The 23,108-nt window shown below is 34.2% G+C and carries 27 protein-coding genes; 11 read left to right on the top strand and 16 right to left on the bottom strand.

What is annotated here, in order from left to right:
• Positions 1-253: 253 nt before the first annotated feature.
• The 3 genes from EG814_RS07445 to EG814_RS07435 form a co-directional block, all read right to left on the bottom strand.
• Positions 254-994 carry an SDR family oxidoreductase gene (locus tag EG814_RS07445; protein WP_125720479.1) on the bottom strand — a complete coding sequence of 247 codons (741 nt, stop codon included), beginning with the start codon at positions 992-994 and terminating at the stop codon, positions 254-256.
• 134 nt (positions 995-1,128) lie between these two features.
• Positions 1,129-1,602: a helix-turn-helix domain-containing protein gene (locus EG814_RS07440; RefSeq protein WP_125720477.1), complete on the bottom strand. Its 474-nt coding sequence runs from the start codon at positions 1,600-1,602 to the stop codon at positions 1,129-1,131.
• Positions 1,603-1,613: 11 nt separating this feature from the next.
• Entirely contained in the window at positions 1,614-2,027 is a 414-nt protein-coding gene (locus EG814_RS07435; protein WP_125720475.1) for an AraC family ligand binding domain-containing protein, read from the bottom strand.
• A gap of 149 nt (positions 2,028-2,176) precedes the next feature.
• On the opposite strand from EG814_RS07435, the gene EG814_RS07430 reads away from it, so the two are divergent.
• The 6 genes from EG814_RS07430 (at position 2,177) to EG814_RS07410 (ending at position 6,642) form a co-directional block, all read left to right on the top strand.
• Positions 2,177-2,929: an SDR family oxidoreductase gene (locus EG814_RS07430; RefSeq protein ID WP_125720473.1), complete on the top strand. Its 753-nt coding sequence runs from the start codon at positions 2,177-2,179 to the stop codon at positions 2,927-2,929.
• A gap of 189 nt (positions 2,930-3,118) precedes the next feature.
• Complete coding sequence (locus tag EG814_RS07425) at positions 3,119-3,520, top strand: VOC family protein (RefSeq protein WP_125720471.1); 402 nt, start codon at positions 3,119-3,121, stop codon at positions 3,518-3,520.
• Between the two features lie 149 nt (positions 3,521-3,669).
• On the top strand, positions 3,670-3,981 hold the full coding sequence (locus tag EG814_RS07420; protein ID WP_125720470.1) for a hypothetical protein: 312 nt from the start codon (positions 3,670-3,672) through the stop codon (positions 3,979-3,981).
• A 30-nt stretch (positions 3,982-4,011) separates the two neighbouring features.
• Positions 4,012-4,176 (top strand): hypothetical protein, encoded by a 165-nt coding sequence (locus EG814_RS20970; protein WP_164515290.1) that lies wholly within the window; start codon positions 4,012-4,014, stop codon positions 4,174-4,176.
• 127 nt (positions 4,177-4,303) lie between these two features.
• Positions 4,304-4,825, top strand: coding sequence for a DUF421 domain-containing protein (locus EG814_RS07415; RefSeq protein WP_125720468.1), 522 nt, complete (start codon positions 4,304-4,306; stop codon positions 4,823-4,825).
• A gap of 98 nt (positions 4,826-4,923) precedes the next feature.
• On the top strand, positions 4,924-6,642 hold the full coding sequence (locus EG814_RS07410) for an FAD/NAD(P)-binding protein (RefSeq protein ID WP_125720466.1): 1,719 nt from the start codon (positions 4,924-4,926) through the stop codon (positions 6,640-6,642).
• A gap of 129 nt (positions 6,643-6,771) precedes the next feature.
• Here the strand turns inward: EG814_RS07410 and EG814_RS07405 are convergent, their stop codons facing one another.
• Complete coding sequence (locus EG814_RS07405) at positions 6,772-7,092, bottom strand: nuclear transport factor 2 family protein (protein ID WP_125720464.1); 321 nt, start codon at positions 7,090-7,092, stop codon at positions 6,772-6,774.
• A 43-nt stretch (positions 7,093-7,135) separates the two neighbouring features.
• Positions 7,136-7,930 carry an SDR family oxidoreductase gene (locus tag EG814_RS07400; RefSeq protein WP_235830926.1) on the bottom strand — a complete coding sequence of 265 codons (795 nt, stop codon included), beginning with the start codon at positions 7,928-7,930 and terminating at the stop codon, positions 7,136-7,138.
• Between the two features lie 123 nt (positions 7,931-8,053).
• On the opposite strand from EG814_RS07400, the gene EG814_RS07395 reads away from it, so the two are divergent.
• Positions 8,054-8,425, top strand: coding sequence for a winged helix-turn-helix transcriptional regulator (locus tag EG814_RS07395; protein WP_125720463.1), 372 nt, complete (start codon positions 8,054-8,056; stop codon positions 8,423-8,425).
• Positions 8,426-8,670: 245 nt separating this feature from the next.
• Here the strand turns inward: EG814_RS07395 and EG814_RS07390 are convergent, their stop codons facing one another.
• The 3 genes from EG814_RS07390 to EG814_RS07380 form a co-directional block, all read right to left on the bottom strand.
• Positions 8,671-9,219, bottom strand: a complete 549-nt coding sequence (locus EG814_RS07390; protein WP_125720461.1) for an REP-associated tyrosine transposase — start codon at positions 9,217-9,219, stop codon at positions 8,671-8,673.
• Between the two features lie 661 nt (positions 9,220-9,880).
• Positions 9,881-11,305: an amino acid permease gene (locus EG814_RS07385; RefSeq protein ID WP_125720459.1), complete on the bottom strand. Its 1,425-nt coding sequence runs from the start codon at positions 11,303-11,305 to the stop codon at positions 9,881-9,883.
• 219 nt (positions 11,306-11,524) lie between these two features.
• A complete protein-coding gene (locus EG814_RS07380) occupies positions 11,525-12,244 on the bottom strand; it encodes an imm11 family protein (RefSeq protein ID WP_125720458.1) in 720 nt (239 codons plus the stop codon).
• A 280-nt stretch (positions 12,245-12,524) separates the two neighbouring features.
• On the opposite strand from EG814_RS07380, the gene EG814_RS07375 reads away from it, so the two are divergent.
• Positions 12,525-13,277 carry an SDR family oxidoreductase gene (locus EG814_RS07375; RefSeq protein WP_125720456.1) on the top strand — a complete coding sequence of 251 codons (753 nt, stop codon included), beginning with the start codon at positions 12,525-12,527 and terminating at the stop codon, positions 13,275-13,277.
• 7 nt (positions 13,278-13,284) lie between these two features.
• On the opposite strand, the gene EG814_RS07370 is transcribed toward EG814_RS07375, so the two are convergent.
• From EG814_RS07370 to EG814_RS07355, 4 genes are all read right to left on the bottom strand, one after another.
• Positions 13,285-13,554, bottom strand: coding sequence for a DUF2024 family protein (locus EG814_RS07370; RefSeq protein ID WP_125720454.1), 270 nt, complete (start codon positions 13,552-13,554; stop codon positions 13,285-13,287).
• Positions 13,555-13,723: 169 nt separating this feature from the next.
• Positions 13,724-13,957 (bottom strand): thioredoxin domain-containing protein, encoded by a 234-nt coding sequence (locus EG814_RS07365; RefSeq protein ID WP_125720452.1) that lies wholly within the window; start codon positions 13,955-13,957, stop codon positions 13,724-13,726.
• A gap of 127 nt (positions 13,958-14,084) precedes the next feature.
• Complete coding sequence (locus EG814_RS07360) at positions 14,085-14,969, bottom strand: dihydrodipicolinate synthase family protein (RefSeq protein WP_125720450.1); 885 nt, start codon at positions 14,967-14,969, stop codon at positions 14,085-14,087.
• Positions 14,970-15,014: 45 nt separating this feature from the next.
• Positions 15,015-15,515: a cupin domain-containing protein gene (locus EG814_RS07355; RefSeq protein ID WP_125720448.1), complete on the bottom strand. Its 501-nt coding sequence runs from the start codon at positions 15,513-15,515 to the stop codon at positions 15,015-15,017.
• 292 nt (positions 15,516-15,807) lie between these two features.
• Here EG814_RS07355 and EG814_RS07350 point away from each other — a divergent pair, with 292 nt between their 5' ends.
• On the top strand, positions 15,808-16,050 hold the full coding sequence (locus EG814_RS07350; RefSeq protein ID WP_125720446.1) for a hexameric tyrosine-coordinated heme protein: 243 nt from the start codon (positions 15,808-15,810) through the stop codon (positions 16,048-16,050).
• Between the two features lie 136 nt (positions 16,051-16,186).
• Positions 16,187-16,723: an NAD(P)-binding domain-containing protein gene (locus tag EG814_RS07345; RefSeq protein WP_125720444.1), complete on the top strand. Its 537-nt coding sequence runs from the start codon at positions 16,187-16,189 to the stop codon at positions 16,721-16,723.
• An 85-nt stretch (positions 16,724-16,808) separates the two neighbouring features.
• Here the strand turns inward: EG814_RS07345 and EG814_RS07340 are convergent, their stop codons facing one another.
• The 3 genes from EG814_RS07340 to EG814_RS07330 form a co-directional block, all read right to left on the bottom strand.
• Positions 16,809-17,507, bottom strand: coding sequence for a DUF1826 domain-containing protein (locus EG814_RS07340; protein ID WP_125720442.1), 699 nt, complete (start codon positions 17,505-17,507; stop codon positions 16,809-16,811).
• Between the two features lie 136 nt (positions 17,508-17,643).
• Positions 17,644-18,933 carry a hypothetical protein gene (locus EG814_RS07335; protein WP_125720439.1) on the bottom strand — a complete coding sequence of 430 codons (1,290 nt, stop codon included), beginning with the start codon at positions 18,931-18,933 and terminating at the stop codon, positions 17,644-17,646.
• A gap of 272 nt (positions 18,934-19,205) precedes the next feature.
• The gene (locus EG814_RS07330) at positions 19,206-20,564 is read right to left on the bottom strand and encodes a DUF3108 domain-containing protein (RefSeq protein WP_235830925.1); all 1,359 of its coding nucleotides are present in this window, start codon (positions 20,562-20,564) and stop codon (positions 19,206-19,208) included.
• Between the two features lie 317 nt (positions 20,565-20,881).
• On the opposite strand from EG814_RS07330, the gene EG814_RS07325 reads away from it, so the two are divergent.
• Positions 20,882-21,670, top strand: coding sequence for a polysaccharide lyase (locus tag EG814_RS07325; RefSeq protein ID WP_125720437.1), 789 nt, complete (start codon positions 20,882-20,884; stop codon positions 21,668-21,670).
• 106 nt (positions 21,671-21,776) lie between these two features.
• On the opposite strand, the gene EG814_RS07320 is transcribed toward EG814_RS07325, so the two are convergent.
• Complete coding sequence (locus EG814_RS07320; RefSeq protein WP_125720435.1) at positions 21,777-22,799, bottom strand: LLM class flavin-dependent oxidoreductase; 1,023 nt, start codon at positions 22,797-22,799, stop codon at positions 21,777-21,779.
• Between the last annotated feature and the right edge of the window lie 309 nt (positions 22,800-23,108).

Genomic DNA, 23,108 nt, shown 5'->3' with positions numbered 1-23,108 from the left:
TAATCAGCAGCCTAATCAAAAAAATGATGACCGCTAAAAAAAATAACAGGCTAAAAAAGGCTTAAAAAAAACAAAATATAGTAAGAATATGATATGATTTTTGAAGTTCAATTTTAACTTACATTACAATAAAAACAGCCTAAATTAAAAGAATAAAAGAAAATGGTCGTGAATCAATTTTCAAAGTAAAATGAGGCTTATAGTAAACCTGCATTTTACTTTCAAATTGGTTAATGAGGTAAAAAAAATAATTTTAATTCTGAGCCCAATCATCAAAATAAATTTCTCCTTTTTTGTAAGTTCCTTCAGGTACCAAAACTGACTTTGGAAAATCGAAAAACATATATTTATTATCATTATCTGAAATTACCTTTTTACTCTGTCCGGTAAAATCTATATATCTGGAAACAAATTCGTCCATAGGAGCAAGCTCGGGGCCAGCAATTTCAATTGTGTCATTTTTAGCTTTTTCTAAAGCCAGCTGCACCACATATCGGGCAACATCTTCAGCTGCTATTGGTTGAAAATCTAGAGTAGAAACATATACATTATCATCTTCTCCTTGAACAGCTATAATTGTTGAAAGGTGCTCATGAAATTGTGTCGATCGAATAATGGTGTAGGGTATGCCAGAGTTTTTAATAATATCCTCCTGTTTTTTTTTAGCACGCAGATAACCTATGTATTGAACATGATCTATTCCTACAATTGATAAAACTAAATGGTGCTTAACACCTGCCACTTGTTCCGCTTCGACTAAATTTTTTCCTGCTGTTTTAAAAAAATTAAGTGCATTCTCTTCTTCTGGCGATGAAGAATTTGAAAGGTCAATTACAACATCAGTTCCTTTTAGAGATTCAGAAAGTCCCTCTCCCGTTATGATATTAATTCCTCTTGAAGGCGAGCCAATTATAACCTCATGCCCTTTTGTTATCAATTTTTCTGCAACATTAGCTCCTATTAAGCCTGTCCCTCCTATAACTAGAATTTTCATTTTATATGCTTTTATGAGTTTAAAAATTATTTATAATTGCAAAGTTGAATAATTTGTAATAACCAAAAAATACATGAATAGCTGTATAAGGTGGACAAACAGCATTAACTAAAAAAAACAACTTAATGCCAACTCTAGAATAAATAATCGATTGGAGGAGCATTATGTTTTCGATATTCAGTAGGTGAAAAACCAGTTTTTTTTCTAAAAATGCGCATAAAGTATTTTTCATCTTCATAACCAAGCAAATCTGATATTTCCTTTATGCTTTTATCAGTATAATAAAGCAATCGCTGTGCTTCTCTCAAAACTTCTTTTTGGATAATCAAAGAGGTTGAGAGATTCGTTGTTTTTTTTACAGTATCATTCAAATACGTCACACTGATATGAAGTTTAAAAGCATAATCTGCCGGTTTTTTTAAATGATGATAATTATGCCGCACTAGATTCATGAACTTCTTTGTTATAATAACAGAGCGTGATGCAGTAGTAGCTATATTAATCTGCTGTTTACTTTGATAGCTTAATCCAGCCTGAGCAACAAATGCTGAAAGAAGCGGATGAGAAACGTCCTTATATGTAGCCTGATTCAACTTATCGAGTGACATTATTAAAAGTACTAAGACTTAAACCAGTTGAATTCGCTTTCTGTAAGCTCAATAGATATGATTTCTTCTAAAGACTTATCCAAAGTTGTTCGCACAGATTGTTCTATAAGATCATTTTCAAAAGAAAAATACCATCCGCTGGCTCGAGATGACTTATGAACCTGATGCACCTGCCAGGGCGGAGAAATAAATAGGGTTTTCGCAGGCATTTTAAAAGGTTCAAAATCTAAAAGCACTTCTACCTCACCCTCTTCAACGAGCATACCAGTATAATGATCATGCCTGTGCGGATGAATAGCATCATTAAAATCATCGGATGATTCATCAAAGGCTTTAATTATAAACCCCTCAATACCTTCCAACTTACGCAAAATTATTTGCATGCCTTGATCGGTTTTATTCAAAACTGTAGAAAAATTTGCCATGTTTCATTCCAATTTATAGAAATACGAATTTTAAAATTAAGAAATAAAAATTCTCTTCCTTGTATTATACTTTATTTCTTGAACTACTTCAAGATTCTGCTCCATTCAAACCGTTAACTTTGCTTTGTAATCATTTAAAAATCAAAACAATGAAAATAGTTATTATCGGAGGAACAGGCTTAATTGGAAGTCAGGTTACCAATCTTTTAAAAGAGCAGCATGAAGTTATTGTAGCATCTCCAAAAACTGGAGTAGATACACTCACAGGCGAAGGACTAGATCAGGCACTTAAAAATGCAAATGTTGTTATTGATGTATCAAATTCTCCCTCTTTTGCAGATGAAGATGTAATGCATTTTTTCAAAACTTCTAGCGAAAATATACTAAACGCAGCAAAAAAAAGCGGTGTACAGCACATTATTGCACTTTCTGTTGTTGGAACAAGCCAACTGCAAGAAAGCGGTTATTTTCGTGCCAAACAGCTTCAGGAAGATTTAATAAGTGCATCAGATATTCCATACACCATTATTCAGGCTACACAGTTTTATGAATTTGCAGGAGGAATTGCCGCAATGAGTACGGTGGACGGCAAAATATATTTATCAGAAAATTTAATTCAGCCTATTGCCAGTTCAGAAGTAGCTTCGTTTGTAGCATCTAGAGTTACAGAAAAACCTCAAATGGGCATTTTAGAAATCGGCGGGCCTAAAAAATGGCCTATCAACGAATGGATTGGTCACTATTTAACCCAAAAAAATGATCCAACAGAAGTAGTAAAAGATGTGACAGCTACATATTCGGGTGCAGCAATTGAATCGGAAACACTAGTGGCACAACATGCTTTTACAAATGGAAAGATTTCTTATGAAGATTGGATTTTAATTTCAGGAAATTTAAGATAATCTTGATCAAGGTGAAATACAAGATGTACTTTAATACAGATTCGAATTTTACAAACAGTTTATTCTATGAAAAACTAATTTCATGGAACAAGGTTTATTATTCAGTAATAATTAAATTAATGAATAACAATTCTTTACATTTATAAAATCATAGAATAAATTGTTTAGTGTGCATTTAAAATGACAAAAATGAAAACAAGTATTAAGCCCTTCCTAACAGTAACTGACGGAATAAAAGCGGTTGAATTTTATAATAGAGCATTTGGAGCTATCGAATCGGAAAGATTTGACTTGGAAAACAACAAAATATCCTCGGTAATTACAATCGAGGGCGCTGAATTTTATCTTAGCGATGAAGAACCTTGTGGCGATAATGATAATGTTAATATCAATCATACCTTTAATGCGCCAATTAAAATTATTCTAGAAACTGAAAATGCAGATTTAATATTTGAAAATGCACTACAATTTGGCGCAACAGAAATTTGTCCGATAAGAACCGAAGAAGATTGGAGAATTGGAAAATTAAAAGATCCTTTTGGGCATGTTTGGGAGATTGGTTATGCATTAAAAAACAATATTCAGGAATAAGTTGCCTATCTATTAATTATCAAACAAAATGACTCATTTTTAAAATGAAATAAAAAATAATTATATAATACCTAATAAGAATTATATAAGACTTAGATGGCTAAAAAAAGTAGCTTTATCTTCATTATTAACTAGCTAAAATTTACATTATGGAAAATTTAATTAATGAAGAAAATCTAGAGGAAATCAGAAATTTAATCGAAGACAAAATTGCTAATATACCAGGTCATTATATTTTATACGGTGCTTTAGGATCGTTATTGTTATCGACTTATCTAGATAATATTGGGAAAAAAGATTTAGCTTCTTTTGTTGGGAAACTTTCTATTCCCATTATCGGAATCGGATTGGCAAAATATAAAGATGTGATTAAATCTAGTATTGAAAACCATTTGGAATCTGATGATACTAAAGAAGTTAAACAGGACATTACTACTCACACTCCAATCCTGAATAGTTAAAAATTTACAAGCACTTAAAAGATAATAGTTATGATAGCAGACAATTCAATCAGCAAATATCAAAATGATTTAAAAGAAGAAAATCGCGAGAAAGAAGCCGACAGAAAATATGATGAAAATAACTCTGAGGAAGATAATGGCCTAGCACAAGGCGAACCAGACACTTTCAGTGACGACGGTTATAAAATTGACTGATCAGTGAGATAGAAAAGAATTGGGCCTGTAACTAAATCGTTCAGGCCCTATTTTTTTTGAATTATAAGCTAAATTTAATTGCATTTAGATAAAAAAATCAAATGTTTAAAGATTTAAAAATTATACGATGGCAGATTTATTTTTTGAAGACTGGCAAAGCATTGGCAGAGTTACCATTACCACAGTAACAGCTTTTGTTACTCTTTTTATTTTTGTACGTATTTCGGGCAAAAGAACACTTGCTAAACTAAGTGCTTTTGATTTCATTGTTTCAATTGCACTGGGATCTACCCTTTCAGATATTATGCTAGCAATAATTCCTATGACAGAGGGAGTTGCTGTTTTATTACTGATCATTATCCTGCAGTATGTTTTTGCATGGCTTGCAAGATCCTCTTCTAAAATGGAGAAAATAATGAATGCAGTTCCGCACCCCGTCTTCTATAATAATAAATTTATTGAAGAAACAATGAAAAAGGAAGCTATTACGAAAGATGAAATTTACGCGGCGATAAGAGTTGCGGGCATTGATCAAATCCACGATGTAAAAGCTGTGATCATGGAAATAAACGGCACTATGTCTGTTATAAAGAAAGGAGATAGCAAAGGTCCAAGTTCACTAGACACTTTAAATATTAAAATAGAGTAAAAGCTTTTGTTTCAAAGGGAAATTTTACAACAAATACTTAATAATTTTATAAGTATCCTGCATAAAAGAAAATTAAATTCGATCTTAAAAATATATTCATGCAGAAAAATACATACAAGAAAAAAATTGCTATTATAGGAGGCGGACCAAGCGGATTATTTCTTTATAAAAGATTGGTAGAATCTGGCAGTACAGATCTGGAAATTACTATATATGAAAGAAAAAGCATGCTTGGTGCAGGAATGCCATACAGTAGCGAAGGCTCAAATGAAGAACATGTAACGAATGTGTCAGACAATGAAATTCCGCAGATTGTAAATTCAATTGAGGAGTGGATTCAAACCGCACCTGCAGATTTATTAGAAAGATTTAATATAAATCCAGATAATTTTAACGAATATAAAGTACTGCCTAGAATCTTATTTGGCTATTATCTTTCTTCTCAATTTGAACTCCTTCAGGAAATCGCTGCTTTGAAAGGAATTTCTACAACTATTTATTATAATACTAATGTAAACGACATTATCTACAATAAAGATGATGAAAGTGTTACTATAGAAACTCCAGATTACAAAACTGAATTTGATTTTGCGGTAATATGTACTGGTCATAACTGGCCGAAACGTTACGAAGGTAAGGTAAAAGGTTATTTTGATGCACCTTACCCACCATCAAAGCTAGCCATTAAATTGAATCACCCCATTGCGGTCAGAGGTTCATCGCTTACTGCAATTGATGCCATTAGGACACTTGCACGAAATAATGGAAAATTCATTAAAAAAGAAGATGGAATTATTATTTACGAAAAAGCAGAAGATTGTCCAGATTTTAAATTAATTATTCACTCCAGAAATGGGATGCTTCCAGCGGTGCGTTTTCATTTAGAAGATTCACATTTATCCAATGATTCTTTGCTGACCAATGAAGAAATAGAAGAACATCGCAAAAATAATGATGGCTTCTTATCACTTGATTTTGTTTTCAAAAACAATTTTAAAGAAGTTTTTCGCGAAAAAGATCCAGAATTTTATGAGCGAATCAAAAATCTTTCCATTGAAGAATTTGTAGAAGAAATGATGGAACTACGAGAACGTCTAGATCCCTTTCAGCTTTTAAAAGCAGAATATGCACAGGCAGAGAAATCGATAAAAAGACAGGAATCTATTTACTGGAAAGAAATGCTTGCCGTACTGAGTTTTGCAATGAATCATCCCGCCAAGTATCTTTCTGCAGAAGATATGCAACGACTACAGAAAGTACTGATGCCTCTAATTTCAATTGTTATAGCCTTTGTGCCACAGAAATCATGTGAAGAACTTCTGGCGCTTTATCATGCTGATGTACTGGATATGGTTTCTGTTGGTAATAACAGCACCGTTGAACCTCAGAACGGCGGCGGTATACTGTACAAGTATGAAAATGAAAACGGAGATCTCCAATCTGTATATTTCAACACTTTTGTTGATTGTATCGGACAGCCACATTTGTCTTTTGACGATTTTCCGTTTAAGACTCTTCTTTCTCAAAAGGCCGTTAGCCCTGCCCGATTAAAATTCAAGTCTAACGATATGGCGGAGCAAGCAGAAAAAAACGGTCATGTTGTTGAAAGGGATAATGATGGCAATAGCTTCTTACAAGTTTCTGGAATTGCGATTAATGACAATTACCAGATTATTGATCAGTATGGCGCATACAACCCTAATATTTATATCATGGCGGTACCTTATATAGGAGGATTCAATCCAGATTATTCGGGGCTTGATTTCTGTGAAGCAGCTTCACTTTTTATCACTCAATCTATTCTTAGTGAATTGTAATATTCATAATAAAATCAGTAAGGTTGAAAACATAAAAAAAGAGCTTTATAGAAAGCTCTTTTTATCATGGTTTAATATATCCTAATTTAACTCAGAAAGCTGAGTAAAGATATATAACTTTTCAGTTTTTTAATGGATCTCCAATGATTGGATATGCTCTGCTTCAAGCTCAAAATTATAGGTCAAAACTAAAGGACTTCCAGGAAATGTTCCTGATACTTCGGCTTTCAAACTCGCGTTTTTAAAATCACCTTCAAAACTAATGGGTTTCATTACCGCTTTGTATTCTTTAGAGGCTTTTTCTATCCAGTTTCTTATTTCCGCTTTTCCTGTATAATTTTTTCCTTCATCAAAAACTACTGCTGTTTCTGAAAAACAATCAGCAAAATGAGTGCTGTTAAAACTATTCTGTGCGTTTACTAAATCTTGTATTACTAATGGTAAGTTCATAATCTGTCTATTTTAATATTAATAATTTAGCAGTTTTCTCTAATCAAATTGTTGGAATTGTACCTCCGTCAATCACATATTCCGTACCTGTAAGGTAGCCAGCTCTGGGAGAAACCAAGAAACCTACAAATTCAGCAACCTCTTCAGGTTTTGCAGGTCTTCCGTATGGTATTCCTCCCAAAGCATCCATGACACTTTTTTCTGCCTCTTCAAGAGATACATTGCTGCTTTCAGAAATACGCTCCATCATTCTTACTGATGCCTCGGTCATAATCCATCCGGGAGAAACAGTCAGCACACGTACACCTTTTGATGAAACCTCTTTTGATAGACCTTTACTATAATTTATTAGCCCTGCTTTTGCGGCGGCATAAGGAAGAGTGGAATCATATAAAGGCAGTTTTCCTTGAATCGATGCGATGTGGATAATAACGCCGTTTTTGTTTTCTAGCATTTTAGGCAAAAATGCTCGATCTAATCGAACTGGAGCTAATAAATTTGCCTGTAGCGTTTCTTCCCAGTCTTTGTTGGTTAGAGCAGCAAATCCACCGCCAGGAGTTTCAGATGCTCCAAGATTGTTTACAAGAATATCAAGTCTGCCAAATTTTTCGAATACTTCGGCAGCTGTTTTATCAGCTGTATCGCCTTTACTTAAATCTGCCGAAATAAAATGCAAACCCGCATCGGGTATTTCTGGCTGGTTTCTTGCAATGATAATAACGGTAGCACCTGCATCTTTTAAACGCTGGGCAATAGCTCTGCCCGCTCCTTTTGTTCCTCCTGTTACCAGAGCAATTTTGCCCGATAACTCGTTCTGATAATTTATTTCTTGTTTCATCTTAATTTGTTTTGTACAAATTTCAGGACTAAGGAACTTTCTCACAAGTACGGAAATACGATTCACATAGGGAAAAATTTTTCCCCTATTGTGCAAATCAATACATACTAGTACTTTTACAATATGTACGAACGAAAAACAATACCAAATTTAAACTGTGGACTTGACCTGATAGGTGAAGTATTATACGGTAAATGGAAAATACGCCTGCTATGGTTTATCAATGAAGGGCATAAAAGACCAAGCGAATTACAGCGAAAAATTCCAGATGCCTCGCGAAGAGTATTGAATATTCAGCTTAATGAACTGGAGGAACATGAACTTGTTGTAAGGAAAATATATCCTGTAGTGCCACCAAAAGTAGAATACAGCTTAACAGAATTTGGCGAAAGTTTAATTCCTATAATTGGCTCTTTAGGTCAATGGGGAGACTCAAATAAGGAAAGATTAAGGGCTTTGATAATTAAAAAATTCCCAGGATACGATGATGTTTAGATTAATTAGCTTTAGTTGATATGTAAGCTGACTCCGCTAGCGCAATCGTCTCCTCCGCTAGCGCGAGCGTCGCGCTCGTGCCCGCAACGATTATGAATAAGAAATACTTTACGTTCACGAGCGGGACGCTCGCGCTAGCGGGGTAAAACAGTTTGATCATTCGACTTTCATAGCTTTAGAAAAGACTTCAGTAAATTTCAATCACTACGCTAGCGCGAGCGTCCCGCTCGTGCCCGCAACGATTATCAATTAATATCAATTTCTAAAACAGTTTGATCATTATCGCCATAATTCCTTGCTGAACTATATTTCCAATCTACAGGATTAGTAACGAAACCTGTTTCCAGAGGATTATTATGAATATAATTTAATTTCTGCTCAAAAACTTTTAGAGACCAAATTTCGATAGGATGATTATTCTGTTGCCAAAATTGTCTAAATTTTACATTGCTGTTTTTTTTGCCAGCTCTTTCAAACATCCATAGCATCCATTCTTTTCTACTTTCTTGCGGATTCTCTTCAATTGTTTTGAGCATTTTTCGGGAAGTGAACCCTTTAAAATCGCGAATGAGACCTGAAGGATCTCCATTGCTGGATCTGAAAATTAAATGGATGTGACTTGGCATGATACAATAGCCGTAAATTTCCATAGATTTATGCTTACGACAATAATCTAATGACTCAATTATTTTTCCAAAATATTCTTCTCTTGTAAATACATCTATCCAATAAACAGTAGCAAAGCTTATAAAATATGCTCCCATTTTTTCTCCAAACTTATATTTTCTGCTCATTTATATATTTTGAACAAATATAAGAAATACTTTACGTTCACGAGCGGGACGCTCGCGCTAGCAAAGGATCATTCGGTTTTCATAGCTTTAGAAAAGACTTCAGTCATTTCAATCACAAAAATAAACAACAGCTTGTTTAAATTGTAAAAAAGCATCCTCTTCTTCTTTTCTGCGTGATTTACTAAACAAAGTCCATGTAGAACAATTAATAATACAAATTTTCATAAATCCGAAAGAAATAATCACTGTAGAAGCGGCACTATTTGATCCGGATTCATATTTGTCTTTTGTGAAATTATACGACTTTACCTCGCTCCAATACTTTTTATCGTTTTTTTTATTGTTAATAACAAATCCTTCGTGATCGATTTGCAAACTTATTCTGCGTAGATTCAGCACAAAAAACAACTTTACAGCAAGCACGATAAAAAACAAAAGACTAATAATTATGGTAGTCATATAAAGCCACACCGGCAAACGTAATTGCAATATGGGATCCAGATAAAAACAAAACTTTACAAAACCTATAATTAAAAAGAAAATTATAGGAACAGCATACAACAAGTTGATGTAACGAAAAGAACTAAAATGTAAAGTCTTTGGAACTTCTAAGCGATACTGCATTATCTTTCGTTTAAAAATATTTTGATTAAAATTTATCTTATTGCTTCTTTTTAAAAACCTTATAAAACACAAATAAAATCCCCAGCCAAATCGGAATCAATTCTACAGATATTTCCATATTCGTCATCCACATAATGACTAAAATGCCTAATAAAAAGACGAAACAGATATAATTGCTTACGGGATAAAATATAGAAGCAAACTTCGTTATGGTGTTTTCTGCATCTTTTGCACGTCTAAATTGAAGGTGAGTATACGAAATCATTACCCAATTAATAACCAGACAAGAAACTACTAAAGACATTAAAATACCGAACGCTTCTTCTGGCATTACTTTATTGATTAAAATACAGATAGCCGCAAAACAAGAAGAAATTAAAATTGCATTTACGGGTACCGAATGTTTGTTCAATTTCTTTAGAAACTTTGGCGCACTGCCCTGATCTGCTAAACCAAACAGCATACGTGAATTACTGTAAACGCTACTATTGTATACCGATAAAGCGGCGGTTAACACAATTAAATTCAGCACATTGGCAATAAGGCTTGTAAAGAATATCTTGTGGCCAAAAAGCTCAAATTCCATTCCGTTTAAGTTTTGAAAAACCATTACAAACGGACTGCTGTCTGTCGTAATTTGCTGCCACGGCGACAAAGCAAATAAAATAACCAATGCACCTACATAAAATATAAGGATTCTGTAAATAACCTGATTGGTTGCTTTCGGAATGTTTTTTTCTGGATTTTCGGCTTCAGCAGCGGTAATTCCAATAAGTTCTAAACCACCAAAAGAGAACATAATTAAAGCCATTGCGGACAATAAACCTTGATAATTTCCATTTGCCGCTTTTTCGAAGAAGCCTTTTGGAAAGAAACCTCCATCGTTATACAAATTATGAATGGTAGCGTGTTCTCCGCCCGTTCCACTTAATAGTAAATAAGTTCCAAAAAGAATCATCGCAATAATCGCGACAACTTTTATGATTGAAAACCAAAATTCTGTTTCTCCGTACACTTTGACAGAGGCAAAATTTAAAGCATTAATAACCAAAAAGAAAAATAAACTGGATGCCCAAAGCGGAATCTCGGGCCACCAAAACTGAACATAAACACCAATAGCTGTAAGTTCGGCCATACTGACCAAAATATACAAAATCCAATAATTCCAACCCGATGCAAAACCCGCAAAAGAACCGCAATATTTATAGGCAAAATAGCTAAAACTTCCAGATACAGGTTCTTCAACCACCATTTCGCCAAGCTGTCTCATAATAAAAAAAGCTATAATTCCGGCAATAGCATATCCTAAAATAACAGAGGGTCCTGCTAATACGGCCGCTGGACCGATGCCAAGGAAAAGACCCGTTCCTATCGATCCGCCTAAGGCAATTAACTGAATGTGTCGATTAGTTAGTCCACGTTTTAGCTGATTTTCGTCTGCAGCATTATGATTTTCTTTCACAGATTAGGTTTTAAAGGAATTAAATGTATTTGGAAATGTATAATCAGCGAAGATAAGTTAAAAAAGGAATCGCACAAAGCTTCGTTCTATTGTATCTGCCAAAATCCCAATATAAAAATTTAAGTTTCAAATTTAAATATCATAAAAAACAGACCAATCTTGATATAATTTCAATTTTAAAGTAATTCTATTTTTGCTAAGTTTTTTTAATTAAAAAAATTAAACCTTTCCATAAAACTTTTCACGTTCTCCTCCCTGTAACCATTGAGATAATTGTATTTCTATTGGCATAAACTCAATTCCAGTACAATTTTCTTGTTCTACGTTATTTCTAATTTTTTCTGAAACAATGTAAGTGACTCCTCCCTGCACATTTGTTAAAAAGAAAAAATCTTCATCTATAGTATTCTCTAGTGTAAAGGTCTCAATAAATATACCTTTCGGAAGCCCCTCATCCTCGATAATTTCTTTCATATTAAGAAAGTCATTCACATTTTTTATTTCCAACTCTCTTATTTTATCAAAAATGTTTTCTGTCAAATAAACCTTAGATTTGTTGAAATTTAGAAAATGCATATCAGACTCAAAAAAATTCAAAATCCAGTAATTATCAATTTCTTTATTTTTATAAATTAAATTTGATTCAAAAAATTGTATGCCTGTTTTTCTATAGCTTTCAAGGATATTTTTTAACTTTTCGCTTACTAATAATCTGTTAGTGAATCCCATTCCTGAGACATTAATTAAATCTGTTATCTTTGATTTTTCATGTAAAACCGCATTTGCTGTTATTGGTTCAAAGTCCATTTGTATAAACTGATTATGCTCTATAAATTTAGGTTCGTCCCAAACATCACATTTATAATGAATATCTTTAACTTGTGGATAATGCCCCAATACATTAGAATTCAATGAATTATTTATGCGGTAAAATTTCATTTAAAAATTTAATTGGTTAAAACTCCGATTCTCTTACGAATATAAGCAAATTTTGACACCCTTAACTTCAAAGCCTATCAACGCCGACTTTCGCTAAATATCGCCAAAAAAAACGCCATTTACGACATTAAACAAAATTTCATTTCCTTCAAAGCCAGAAACCCCACGATTTTCACCACTTCATTATAGAGGTATAAAGATTGCAACTCAAAAAGAATACATTAATAAACTTTGAAAGTTTTACTCTTATTTCTTAAATAACTAATTAATTTTTAGAATTATGAAAACATTAAACAACACAATTCTTATAACAGGCGGAGGATCAGGAATTGGCTTAGAAATGGCGCGATTATTTTCTGCAGATAATAAAGTAATAATCACGGGAAGAACAGCCGATAAACTCCAGAAAGCAGCTAAAGAACTGCCCAATGTAACTCCAATTGTAGCTGATATTAATAATGCTAATGATGTAAATAATTTGACTGCAGAGCTTAATGATAAATTTCCCGATTTAAACATTGTGATTAATAATGCTGGACTAGCTTATTCTTTTAAGCTTACAGATGAAAATGCGGGTGCTTTCGAAAAAGCAAGCGAAGAGATCATGACCAATTGCCTTTCCATTGTGAGGCTGACAGAAAAACTTCTTCCGTTGTTGCAACGCCAACAAGAAGCTGCGTTTGTCAATGTTTCTTCTATAGCGGCATTTTCTCCAGGAATGGCAGTACCCGGATATGCAGTCAGTAAAGCGGCGCTTCATTCTTACTCGCAGGTTTTGCGTATTTCGCTCGAAAAACAAGATAAAAAACCTATTGTAAAAGTTTTTGAACTAATGCCTCCTTTAGTAAATACATCATTTTCTAAAGATATTGGCGGTCAAAACGGGATTAGTCCGCAAGAAGTTGCTTTGGAACTAAAAAAAGCACTTGAAAGCGAAACGTATGAAATTCATGTGGGAGCGACAGCAGATTTTTACAAATTATATTTGTCATCTCCCGAAACAGCGCTACAGGTTATGAACGGAGCAAAATAGCCTTTTTCTAAAACTGACTGCAATTTTCAAGTTCTAGAATATAATAACCTTGAGCATTTATAGCAGATTTCATAACATCTGTTGCTATGCCCATATGGCAATAATGGCATTCTTTTGATGTGAGCGGCTGGCCTTCCTGCCCTTTTTTACTAAGATAAAGTTTTCCTTTGTCTATAATAACCAATTCATCGGTTACAAAATGCGGCACAATAATGTCAAAATGCATTACACTGCCATCTTTCTTCTGGACGTAAGTATCCCAAATTGCTACTTTCATATTTTTTATTATAAAAAGAGCCAAACCAAATCAATAGGTTTGACTCTTTTATTTCCTAATTCGATTTCTATTATTGTTTCCTTTCAGATGGCCTTCGGTTCTACAAGCTATATCTAATTAACACCTCCATCCCATCCTCAGTATTGACATATGCCTTTAGGCAATATAATTAAGCTTTAACTTCTTCCATTGATGCTCCGAAGTTAATATGCAGCACGTTTCCGTTTGGCGTAACCAAAGCTGGAACAGATTTTACACCAGCATTTTCAGCTTCTCCAATTCGGCTTTTGTCGTTACCGAAATGTACTACATCAACATTTTCTTCTCCAATTAGAGCAATAATATCTTGCTCAGCACTTACACAAACAGGGCATCCTGCGTGGTAAAAAACAGATTTTTTCATTTTTTTTGTTTTTAAATTTTTGACTTTATTGTCACGACAAATTTAGTTAGGACTACTAACGGGCAGCTGATCCAGAATGGAGTTAAATCATCCTAATCTGGATCATTTCTAATGCTGTAATTTGGTTTTAATTTTTACCCTTAAGCAGCATTCGAGCCAGTTCGGCTGTTTCTGCTTCTGTTAATGGTTTAAGCGGATTTCGCAAATGTCCTCCGTCTTCTCCAAGAATATTCAGACCCGCCTTAACAGCCCGAGGAAGCCCTTTTGCTACAATAAATTTTAATAAATCTAACTGTTTATAAAAAAGCTCGCGTGCATTTTCAAGATCATTTTCTTGAATGGCATTGTATAAACCAATATTTAAATCAGGAATTAGGTTTGGAGCGGCAGTACACCAACCTGTAGCGCCAGCGGTAAAAGCAGCTAAAGCCAAAGGGTTCGATCCGTTATAAAATGCAACTTCCTCTCCTAGTTCCCGTCTTAGATAATGCATACGCTGTACGTCACCAGTACTCTCTTTGATCATGGTAACATTTGGAATTTCTAATAATCTTTTCAGCAGTGCTGGAGACATATCGACACCTCCTGTTGCTGGATTGTTGTAGGCCATAATCGGAATACCAATTTTTGAAGCCACTGCATCATAATGCTGTACTATTTCATCGTCAGTCAATTTCCAGTAGCTCATCGGTATTATCATTACAGAATCGGCTCCAGATTTTTCGGCAAATTGTGCATGATAAATTGTTTTTTCTGTCGTAAGATTTGAAACACCAACCAATGTTGGCACGCGGCCAGCAACTTGTTTAATAGTAGTTTCGGTGATATTTTCTTTTTCTTCATCACTCAAATAAGGAAGTACTCCTGTACTACCCAAAGGGGCAATTCCATGAGAACCGCTTTGTACTAAACGTTCTACAAGATTTTTAAAAAGTGTAATATCAACTCTCTCATTACTATCAAATGGAGTTATCGGATAGGCAATCACGCCTTTAAAAAGTATTTCTTTCATTTTTATGGATTTTGTAATGACTTCTGCAATTCTTATTAGTACAGATTAAAGATCTCTTCCTTCTTCTTCACGAAGTGCTACGCCCAAGTTTTGAAGCTGAGGTGCATTTTCGCAGGCAATATATTTAGCAGATTCTGTGCTGCTTAGATTTTTATGTCTGTGCCAAGCCCATGAAGGAATATATACGGCATCGCCAGCTTTCCATTCTACACGCTCATCTTCTACTTCTGTATATCCTTCGCCTTCAATCACATAAAGCACCGTTTCGTAGGTATGACGGTGTCGGTTTGTCATTTGGTCAGGAAGCAATCCGCCAATCGTAAGACTTACGTTTTTGCTTGGCAGATCTACAAAAAATACGGGATGTTTGCGTTCTGTAGAAAATTGGTCATGCACTCCGGCAGTTTCTACATTCTTATGAATAAGATGTGAAGGTCTGTGGTATTGCGGTCTTGCAAAAGTCTGGTGGAAATCTTTTGAACTAAAATTCTTTTGTTCGCCGTGAATAGCTCTAACGGCTTCTGTTTTTTCATCTAATTTTGACATGCTTATCTATTTATGTTAGTGCATTATTGCTCTGCAAAAATAGATTTGAACTGGATCTTATAACTGATACAGTTTTTATTAAAATAACTAGTCCAGATTAAAAGAAATTAAACTTTATATATTCTTGAAATATGGTAAAATCGAAAAAACATTCTCTATATATAACAACTGAAATAGTCTAATGCATCATAAATAGACTTTAATGACACATTTATTTTTAAGGCATAAAATTCGCTTACCATATTATTTACCAATCGTATTTCAATTTATTAACTTCTAAAAAACCTAAATAATGGAAACAATTCATTTAATACCTGGCAATACATTACTTACAAAAACTCCTGAGGAAGGAAGAGCATTGGCAATCAAAATGGCACGCCTTATAATTAAAGTCACTCAACCTGATGCAGAAATAAGAGAAAAGCTGCGTTCAGAATATGCTTATGATGCAGGAATGCTTATTGCCATTGGACAAACAGTCGCAATGGAATTTGCTACAATTGCAAAGGCAAATAATTTTTGGCTAGACAAATAAAAATTATAAAGATTAGAAAAACAGGTAATTATACTTATCTCCATACGGCACATTTTTAATATTTTCACTTAATTCATTTAAGAAGAATTTGACAGACTGTTTAGATATCAAAAAATACTTTAAAAAATAGAAATATATGAAAGTAGGAATTATTGGAATCAGTACTGCAACACTTGACTTAGGAACAAGAGCAGCTCAGGCAGGATTTGAAGTGTCAATAACCGATCCGAGAGGTCATGCGCTCTTTCTAGACTTAATTGGCACTCTCGATGGCAACATAAAACTATCGATACTAGAACAAACAGCAGATGCAGATATACTTATTGTATCTTTACCTTGGGAGCATCTTCAGAAAACCTTAGAGCCACTCCGTAAAATAGATAATAAAATTATTCTTCATACTAATAATTATTTATTTAGCAACGAAATGTCTGATGTAGAGCCTGCTAAAAAAACGGCTGTTCAAATTATTAGTGCCTTATTTCCGCAAGCACATATTATTAAATTATTTTCTATCTTTAATTTTAGCACTGCTAAAGAAAGTAAATTGAGTAAAAATACACGAATATTATTCAGCGGAGGTAACATAGAAGTAAAAAAGAAAGTGCGTAGTTTTTTGGATAAACTCGGATTTTCCAGTACCGAACTTGTTGAATATAACTTTAATATGTAGTTTATTCAATAAGCAGTATTGAGACTACTTTCTTAAAAACTTACCTAAAAAATTCAATTTCGAAAAACAAAAAATATAATTACATTCAACAAATCAACAACAGTCTATATTCTCCATAATTTTCCACTGGCGCTCTATGAATACAAGGTAGCACTTTTTGTTTTGGATGATCTACAGCCAAACGCCATAAATGCATTTTTTCTAAATTAATAATTTCTGCATCTTCATTTACTTGATAATGCAAATCAAAATAATTCTCCTTCAAAAAGTCTTCAAATTCTTCATCTGGTCCATCATGAAGCTCTTTTAACTTTGCTCGTACTTCTGGAATTAAAACCTTCTGTTTTGCCTGCGAATTAGGAATAATATCACTTGCCGCTCCGTGGTAAGTACATAAAAAAGTATCTGTTGCAATAGGCGAACGATCTACATGAAAGGAATACACATCGGTAGATATGAAATCAAATTCGGTATCACGCTCATAACATTTCAATAAATTAAGAGACGGCGAAGCTCCAAAATCTGTTAATAATTGCAAATCGTTTAAAATTACTTCTCTTGCTGAATTTCCCTTTTCTGAGAGTTGAAGCGCAATTAAATCCTCAGTAGAAATTTCTGTTATATTTTCTTTTAAAGACAGCTTAGCTACAATTTCATTAAAATCGCCATCCAGATTTCTGTGCCAGCAAAGGGCATTCATTTCTCCATGGAAATTGGTATGAATGAGTTCAGAAAAAGTAGATACGACACCAATTTGGCTACTTTCAGAAAATATAGAGTTCATAATATTTAATTTAGTTCAAAAATAAAAAAACCACTGCTAATAAAAGAGTGGTTTTATAAAAGACAAAAAGAATGTCTTTTTATCCGTTATTTAATTTTAAATGAAAAAGCCGAAGCTGTAGCTTCGGCTTGATTTTTTATTTACCACTTGAAGCAGTAATTTTTCCTAATTGAAGTCTAAAGTCTGGTCTTTTTGGGTTGTAGGCATCAACAAAAGTTTCTTTATTATCTGTGTGAGAATATACATTTGAGAAAATGCTGTTACCGTACCAGTTTTCTAAATCTGCATTATCAGTAGTACCTTCTTTAAAGATGTTACCGCTGCACTGATTAAAAAACATTTCTTCAAATTTAATTTTCTTTAGATTTTCTCCATTGATTTCTGTTTTAGTGTCTAGTAAAACTGCAGGGTTAAATCCAGAAACAACACTTCTTTTTAATTCTAGAGAAGCATTTTCAGCCACATATACAGCTTCTTTTACTAATCCAGACTGAATATCAGCCTTAATATTTTCGCTATCGTTAAGCATCGTAACGTTTGAAGCAGAAACTAAAGTAGATTTTTTAGTAAAATCTGTTTCGCTTTTCTTTTCATATCCTTTAACCTCAAGACATCTAGAACCATCCTTATTACTTGACAAATAAGAAGATCTTACAGCAAGAGAATTGAATAAACGGCATTGAGCGCCTTGCGTGAATTTGAAATCGTCATTAATTGATTTGTAAGAAACTAGTTGAGAAGCATTTACATCTCCACCATAAAACGCAAAAGAATCACCTCCTGAGTAGCTCACCATAATGTTCTCAATAACAGTTTTATTTCCTACACCTGCCACTGTTAACGCATTGAAACTATCTGCTCCTTTTACTTTTTTACCAGCAAACTCAATTCGCACATATTTCAACACACCCGAATTACCAGCCTCATTATTTCCGCCGTATACAGTAAGAGAAGGTTCAAGATCCATATTATAAGATCCTACACTACCAAATTTATTAATTGGAGCATCTCCTAAGATTACCAATCCACCCCAATCTCCAGCTTTTCTCATACTGCTGTTTGAGGTAAATACAATAGGATCTGTTTCTTGTCCTTGGGCCATAATCTGTGCTCCTTTGGTGATAACCAACGTACCTTTAGTAGCGGCATCTCCAATAATCACAGTTCCTGGTTCAATAGTAAGAACAGCATTATTTGTAACATAAACATTTCCCTGAAGAATGTAGACATTTCTTTTCAGCAATTTTGTATTCACGGTAATGTTACCTGCTAAAATTTGATTTGCTTCTTTAGAATCAGACTTGTGAGGTTTAAATTCAGTCCAGTTGTCTAACCAGTTGTTATAACCAATGATTCCTTTTTCTTGTTGTGCTTGTACACCAGCAGCTGTAAGCAGCAAGCATATCATTAAAGTAATTTTTTTCATAATCTTGGGGCTTATGATATTATTAAAATCTTTGACGCATTAAATACATTTTCACTTATCATTAAAGCGTCTTCTACAAATTTAACTACATTAGTTTTAAAATCCATAACTTTTTTTGCATTTTAACAATTAATAACCGTGAATTAACAATAAAAACGCTTTGAACGCGGTCTAATTACTTAGAGTTAAAATAAAAACTGTTTACTTGTAGGAAATGCTTTCTAATGGGATTTTACCAATCGTAGATATTATTTTTTGATCCAAAAAAAGCGCTACATTTCTTTTAAATTGACTTCTTTTTTTTCTCCATCCTTGTCAATAGTTACACGTTTCTCAATTCTTGCTTTGTCTGTGTAGTATTGTCTTGCCGAACCATAATTGGTAGTCGAGCCTGCGTACCCGTAATAGTTATAATAATTGGTATAACCGCTCACATACGAATAATTGTAAGAATTAGAAAAATCGAAACTCGCCATTACAACATAAGTTCCTGGCATTAGATCTGCGAATTCAAAATGTCCTTCGTCATCATACACTTTGGTTTTTTTTACAGAATAACCAAAATCACGGTTCAAAGGAACTTCTGGCATTTTATTTTGTTTGCGAATTTTCTTGTTGACTTCTACCCATTCTTCGTAATACTCAGAACTTGGAAAAAGTGTAATTTCGGTACCTCTTGGAGCATATTGTTTCTTAGCCATATTAACCAAACCACCTAGTCTCTTTCCCGAATCTGCTCGTGCATAAGCCGTACCTATGACAACACTGTTTCCTTTCGAAATCTGTTGAACTGCAAGTTCTTTATCAAATTTATTTTTAATAGGCTGATAATCCAGTTCTTCATCAACTGTAACTTCCCACATGTTTTTGCCCATCGACATTTCGCGACGCCAAAGACGATGGTCTTTTTTGTTTATGATATAATTATAAATACCTCCTGAAGCTTCTTCTAAAACGGTTACCAGCCAAGAATCGTGCTTTCCTGTTCTTGGAGAGTAATAACTAAAACTTTTTACTTCCTTAATCGTATAATATTCTACATAAACTTTGGACTCATCATTATAATAGAATTGTGGAAAACGGGCTTTATATCCTACGTCTAATGGCAATGTGCCAATTAGATGGTCGGTCCAGTTGAAATCAAAATAAGGCTCGCTACCGTTCAATTTCAGTTTTTTATCCTTTTTGGTTTTCTTCGAATAAAAATTTCCTGAAATTATCTCATCAAAACTGAGGTTCAATTTTGTTTCTTTTCTGTCTCCATTATAACTAATGGGTTTCAGCGTTTGAGCATCTGCTACAGAAATGTGTGAAGTAGTTCTACTATTGTCTTTTGGCGTATAAACATTCGACAATTTCAACTGATTGTTCTCTAATGTAAAATCATACGTTAATGATCCCTGTTTTGTCCAGCTGGTATCTTTAACATAATAAACCGTATATAATGATTTTCCCGGTTTGATGTATTTTGTATTGATGTCTTTACTGCCAGGAACAATTGCTTTTTGGCAAAATGCAGCAAACGGAACCAGCATTATTACGACAAAAACTTGTTTTACTAAGCTTACTCTTTTATTTTTTAAAAATCGCAATTTCGTTAATAAAGAACTATTTGTGGTATTTTCTCTCATTATTGACTTTTTTGGTTGGGACAAATTTACTGATGTCAAATAGAGAAAACAATACCTGATTTCATTGGTATTTTCATAAAAATTTTTCTTCGCTTTTATTTGTAAAAAATTCCATTTTATTGAAAATTAAGCAATTAAGCTAAAATCAAGACACTTTCTTCAAATTTTTCATTTCGCGGATTATTGTATACGTAAAATCGTACTTAATTGCCCCTCCGATAAATTTATAATAATCAACTTTACATCTTTCGGTATCAAATCCTTACTACTACTATTTTACTAACTATTAATTGTTTACTAACCTTAAAATTTAAAAGATGAAAAGAATCTTAAAATTAACTAGTCTGCTATTTACCATAGCACTAGTATTTAATTCCTGCGAAAAGGAACAAGATTTAGAAGTGCCTCAAACTGCTAAAAAAGAAGTGCCTCAAGTTGCTGCCCAAGATACTATTTCTGCCAATTCTGCTTTAGAAGGCGGTGCTACAGCAAGGGGTACAGCCGGAGCAAGAACGATCACACTGCAAACGAATACGCTATCATGTCCGGGAGGATTATGCACTTCGTATGGAGTTTGGTCTACTGGCGTTTATACCGTTTGGTTTCAAATGCGATTTAATTCTGGATTTTATTGGAGCCGTGGCGGTAAATGCGGATACGGAATCTTAATTGGAGACCAGAATACCGGTGGCGACGCAGCATGGGACGGAAATGGTGGAAGTGCCCGATTTATGTGGTATTGCCCTAATGGATCTAATTCTTCTAAAGGAAGTGGCGCGTATCTTCAGCCTTACGTGTATTACAGAGATCAGCCTGGACAATACGGTAATGATTTTGGCAAAAAGTACTACATACAAGAAAATGTAACCTACAACTGCCAGATATCTGTAAAACTAAATACTGGATCTAATACAGACGGATACGTGAAATATTATGTAAATGGTACAGAAATATTGAATGAAAAAATTCGCTGGGTGACTAATAATGCAAAACGAAATGTAAATGCTGTAAGTCTTCATACTTTCCGTGGCGGTAGCCAAGAATATTGGAAAGCTCCAGTAACAAGTTCTATCTATTACCCAAGTGCCTCTTGGGATGCATTATAGCATAATATAAATTTTTAAAACAATTTGAACCGAAAAATAAACCCTACAACTTCGATGTTTAGTAAAAGCATCGAAGTTGTTTTAGTTTACAGTTTTTTTTTAAAACCTATCTCCAACCCAACGCAGGAGCAACATGTTCTAAAATAGAAGACAATACATGCACATTGTAATCGACACCCAAAGTATTCGGAATCGTAAGCAATACTGTATCTGCTTCCTGAATTGCTTCGTCTTGAGCCAATTCTGCAATTAGTTTATCAGGTTCGGCAGCATAACTTTTACCAAAAATGGCTCTTTTATCCTGTTCGATATAACCAAAACTATCGGCGCCTCTTCCTTGTCCTCCAAAGTAATATCGATCTTGTTCGTTTACTATGGCAAAAATAGAACGGCTTACCGAAACTCTTGCTTCACGATCATGTCCTGCTTTTTTCCAAGCTTCTTTGTATAACCTAATCTGCTCTGCTTGCTGCACATGAAAAGGTTTTCCGTTTTCATCGTATTTAAGCGTAGAACTCTGAAGATGCATTCCGTTTTCGGCAGCCCAAATCGCTGTTGCATTAGACGCGGCGCCCCACCAGATTCGTTCTCTCAATCCTTCAGAATGTGGTTCTAAACGCAGCAATCCAGGAGGATTTGGAAACATCGGGTACGGATTTGGTTCTGCAAATCCTTCTCCGTTCAGTTTATCCAAAAATTCTAAGGCTTTTTTACGGCCCATATCGGCATCGGTTTCTCCTTTTTCTGGTTCATAACCAAAATAGCTCCAGCCGTCAATAACTTGTTCTGGTGATCCTCTACTTATACCTAACTGTAAACGCCCTCCCGAAATTAAGTCGGCAGATCCAGCGTCTTCTACCATGTACATTGGATTTTCATACCGCATATCGATCACGCCTGTTCCGATCTCAATTTTGCTCGTTTTAGCACCAATAGCCGAAAGCAACGGAAAAGGTGATGCTAATTGCTGTGCAAAATGATGCACTCGAAAGTAAGCGCCATCTACTCCGATTTCTTCTGCAGCTACTGCTAAATCGATAGACTGCAATAAAGTATCTGCCGCTGTACGAGTCTGATATGCTGGATTATTATTCCAATGTCCAAATGATAAAAATCCTATTTTTTTCATAAATGGCTTATTTTTTTATTCTCTCAAAGATACGCATCAAAATTGAATAAATGCTATATTTCACTACAATATTTGTATATACAACAATCAAGAAAATTGATACCAAAGTAGGCAGAAAAATAGTTGACTTTTGATATAAAAAAGAAAGCCGAACAGTTATGAACATGCCCCAAAAAGTTAGACACTATTTGGGGCATTTTTATGGAAAGAAAAGTAAAGTATGACTATGCATTTAAGTTAGAATGCGTAGAATTGGTTTTAAAGAAGCATTATTCAGATGGACATGTTTCAAGAATGAAGCAGATTCCA

The organism is Flavobacterium ustbae, from assembly GCF_003946915.1.
Taxonomy (GTDB): Bacteria; Bacteroidota; Bacteroidia; order Flavobacteriales; family Flavobacteriaceae; genus Flavobacterium; species Flavobacterium ustbae.
Note: the sequence above shows the minus strand (reverse complement) of the source record. Positions and strands in the feature narration are given on the sequence as shown.

Coding starts and splice junctions, on each gene's coding strand:
- EG814_RS07445 (WP_125720479.1), bottom strand. CDS start 994: ATGAAAATTCTAGTTATAGGAGGGACAGGCTTAATAGGAGCTAATGTT.
- EG814_RS07440 (WP_125720477.1), bottom strand. CDS start 1,602: ATGTCACTCGATAAGTTGAATCAGGCTACATATAAGGACGTTTCTCAT.
- EG814_RS07435 (WP_125720475.1), bottom strand. CDS start 2,027: ATGGCAAATTTTTCTACAGTTTTGAATAAAACCGATCAAGGCATGCAA.
- EG814_RS07430 (WP_125720473.1), top strand. CDS start 2,177: ATGAAAATAGTTATTATCGGAGGAACAGGCTTAATTGGAAGTCAGGTT.
- EG814_RS07425 (WP_125720471.1), top strand. CDS start 3,119: ATGAAAACAAGTATTAAGCCCTTCCTAACAGTAACTGACGGAATAAAA.
- EG814_RS07420 (WP_125720470.1), top strand. CDS start 3,670: ATGGAAAATTTAATTAATGAAGAAAATCTAGAGGAAATCAGAAATTTA.
- EG814_RS20970 (WP_164515290.1), top strand. CDS start 4,012: ATGATAGCAGACAATTCAATCAGCAAATATCAAAATGATTTAAAAGAA.
- EG814_RS07415 (WP_125720468.1), top strand. CDS start 4,304: ATGGCAGATTTATTTTTTGAAGACTGGCAAAGCATTGGCAGAGTTACC.
- EG814_RS07410 (WP_125720466.1), top strand. CDS start 4,924: ATGCAGAAAAATACATACAAGAAAAAAATTGCTATTATAGGAGGCGGA.
- EG814_RS07405 (WP_125720464.1), bottom strand. CDS start 7,092: ATGAACTTACCATTAGTAATACAAGATTTAGTAAACGCACAGAATAGT.
- EG814_RS07400 (WP_235830926.1), bottom strand. CDS start 7,930: ATGAAACAAGAAATAAATTATCAGAACGAGTTATCGGGCAAAATTGCT.
- EG814_RS07395 (WP_125720463.1), top strand. CDS start 8,054: ATGTACGAACGAAAAACAATACCAAATTTAAACTGTGGACTTGACCTG.
- EG814_RS07390 (WP_125720461.1), bottom strand. CDS start 9,219: ATGAGCAGAAAATATAAGTTTGGAGAAAAAATGGGAGCATATTTTATA.
- EG814_RS07380 (WP_125720458.1), bottom strand. CDS start 12,244: ATGAAATTTTACCGCATAAATAATTCATTGAATTCTAATGTATTGGGG.
- EG814_RS07375 (WP_125720456.1), top strand. CDS start 12,525: ATGAAAACATTAAACAACACAATTCTTATAACAGGCGGAGGATCAGGA.
- EG814_RS07370 (WP_125720454.1), bottom strand. CDS start 13,554: ATGAAAGTAGCAATTTGGGATACTTACGTCCAGAAGAAAGATGGCAGT.
- EG814_RS07365 (WP_125720452.1), bottom strand. CDS start 13,957: ATGAAAAAATCTGTTTTTTACCACGCAGGATGCCCTGTTTGTGTAAGT.
- EG814_RS07360 (WP_125720450.1), bottom strand. CDS start 14,969: ATGAAAGAAATACTTTTTAAAGGCGTGATTGCCTATCCGATAACTCCA.
- EG814_RS07355 (WP_125720448.1), bottom strand. CDS start 15,515: ATGTCAAAATTAGATGAAAAAACAGAAGCCGTTAGAGCTATTCACGGC.
- EG814_RS07350 (WP_125720446.1), top strand. CDS start 15,808: ATGGAAACAATTCATTTAATACCTGGCAATACATTACTTACAAAAACT.
- EG814_RS07345 (WP_125720444.1), top strand. CDS start 16,187: ATGAAAGTAGGAATTATTGGAATCAGTACTGCAACACTTGACTTAGGA.
- EG814_RS07340 (WP_125720442.1), bottom strand. CDS start 17,507: ATGAACTCTATATTTTCTGAAAGTAGCCAAATTGGTGTCGTATCTACT.
- EG814_RS07335 (WP_125720439.1), bottom strand. CDS start 18,933: ATGAAAAAAATTACTTTAATGATATGCTTGCTGCTTACAGCTGCTGGT.
- EG814_RS07330 (WP_235830925.1), bottom strand. CDS start 20,564: ATGAGAGAAAATACCACAAATAGTTCTTTATTAACGAAATTGCGATTT.
- EG814_RS07325 (WP_125720437.1), top strand. CDS start 20,882: ATGAAAAGAATCTTAAAATTAACTAGTCTGCTATTTACCATAGCACTA.
- EG814_RS07320 (WP_125720435.1), bottom strand. CDS start 22,799: ATGAAAAAAATAGGATTTTTATCATTTGGACATTGGAATAATAATCCA.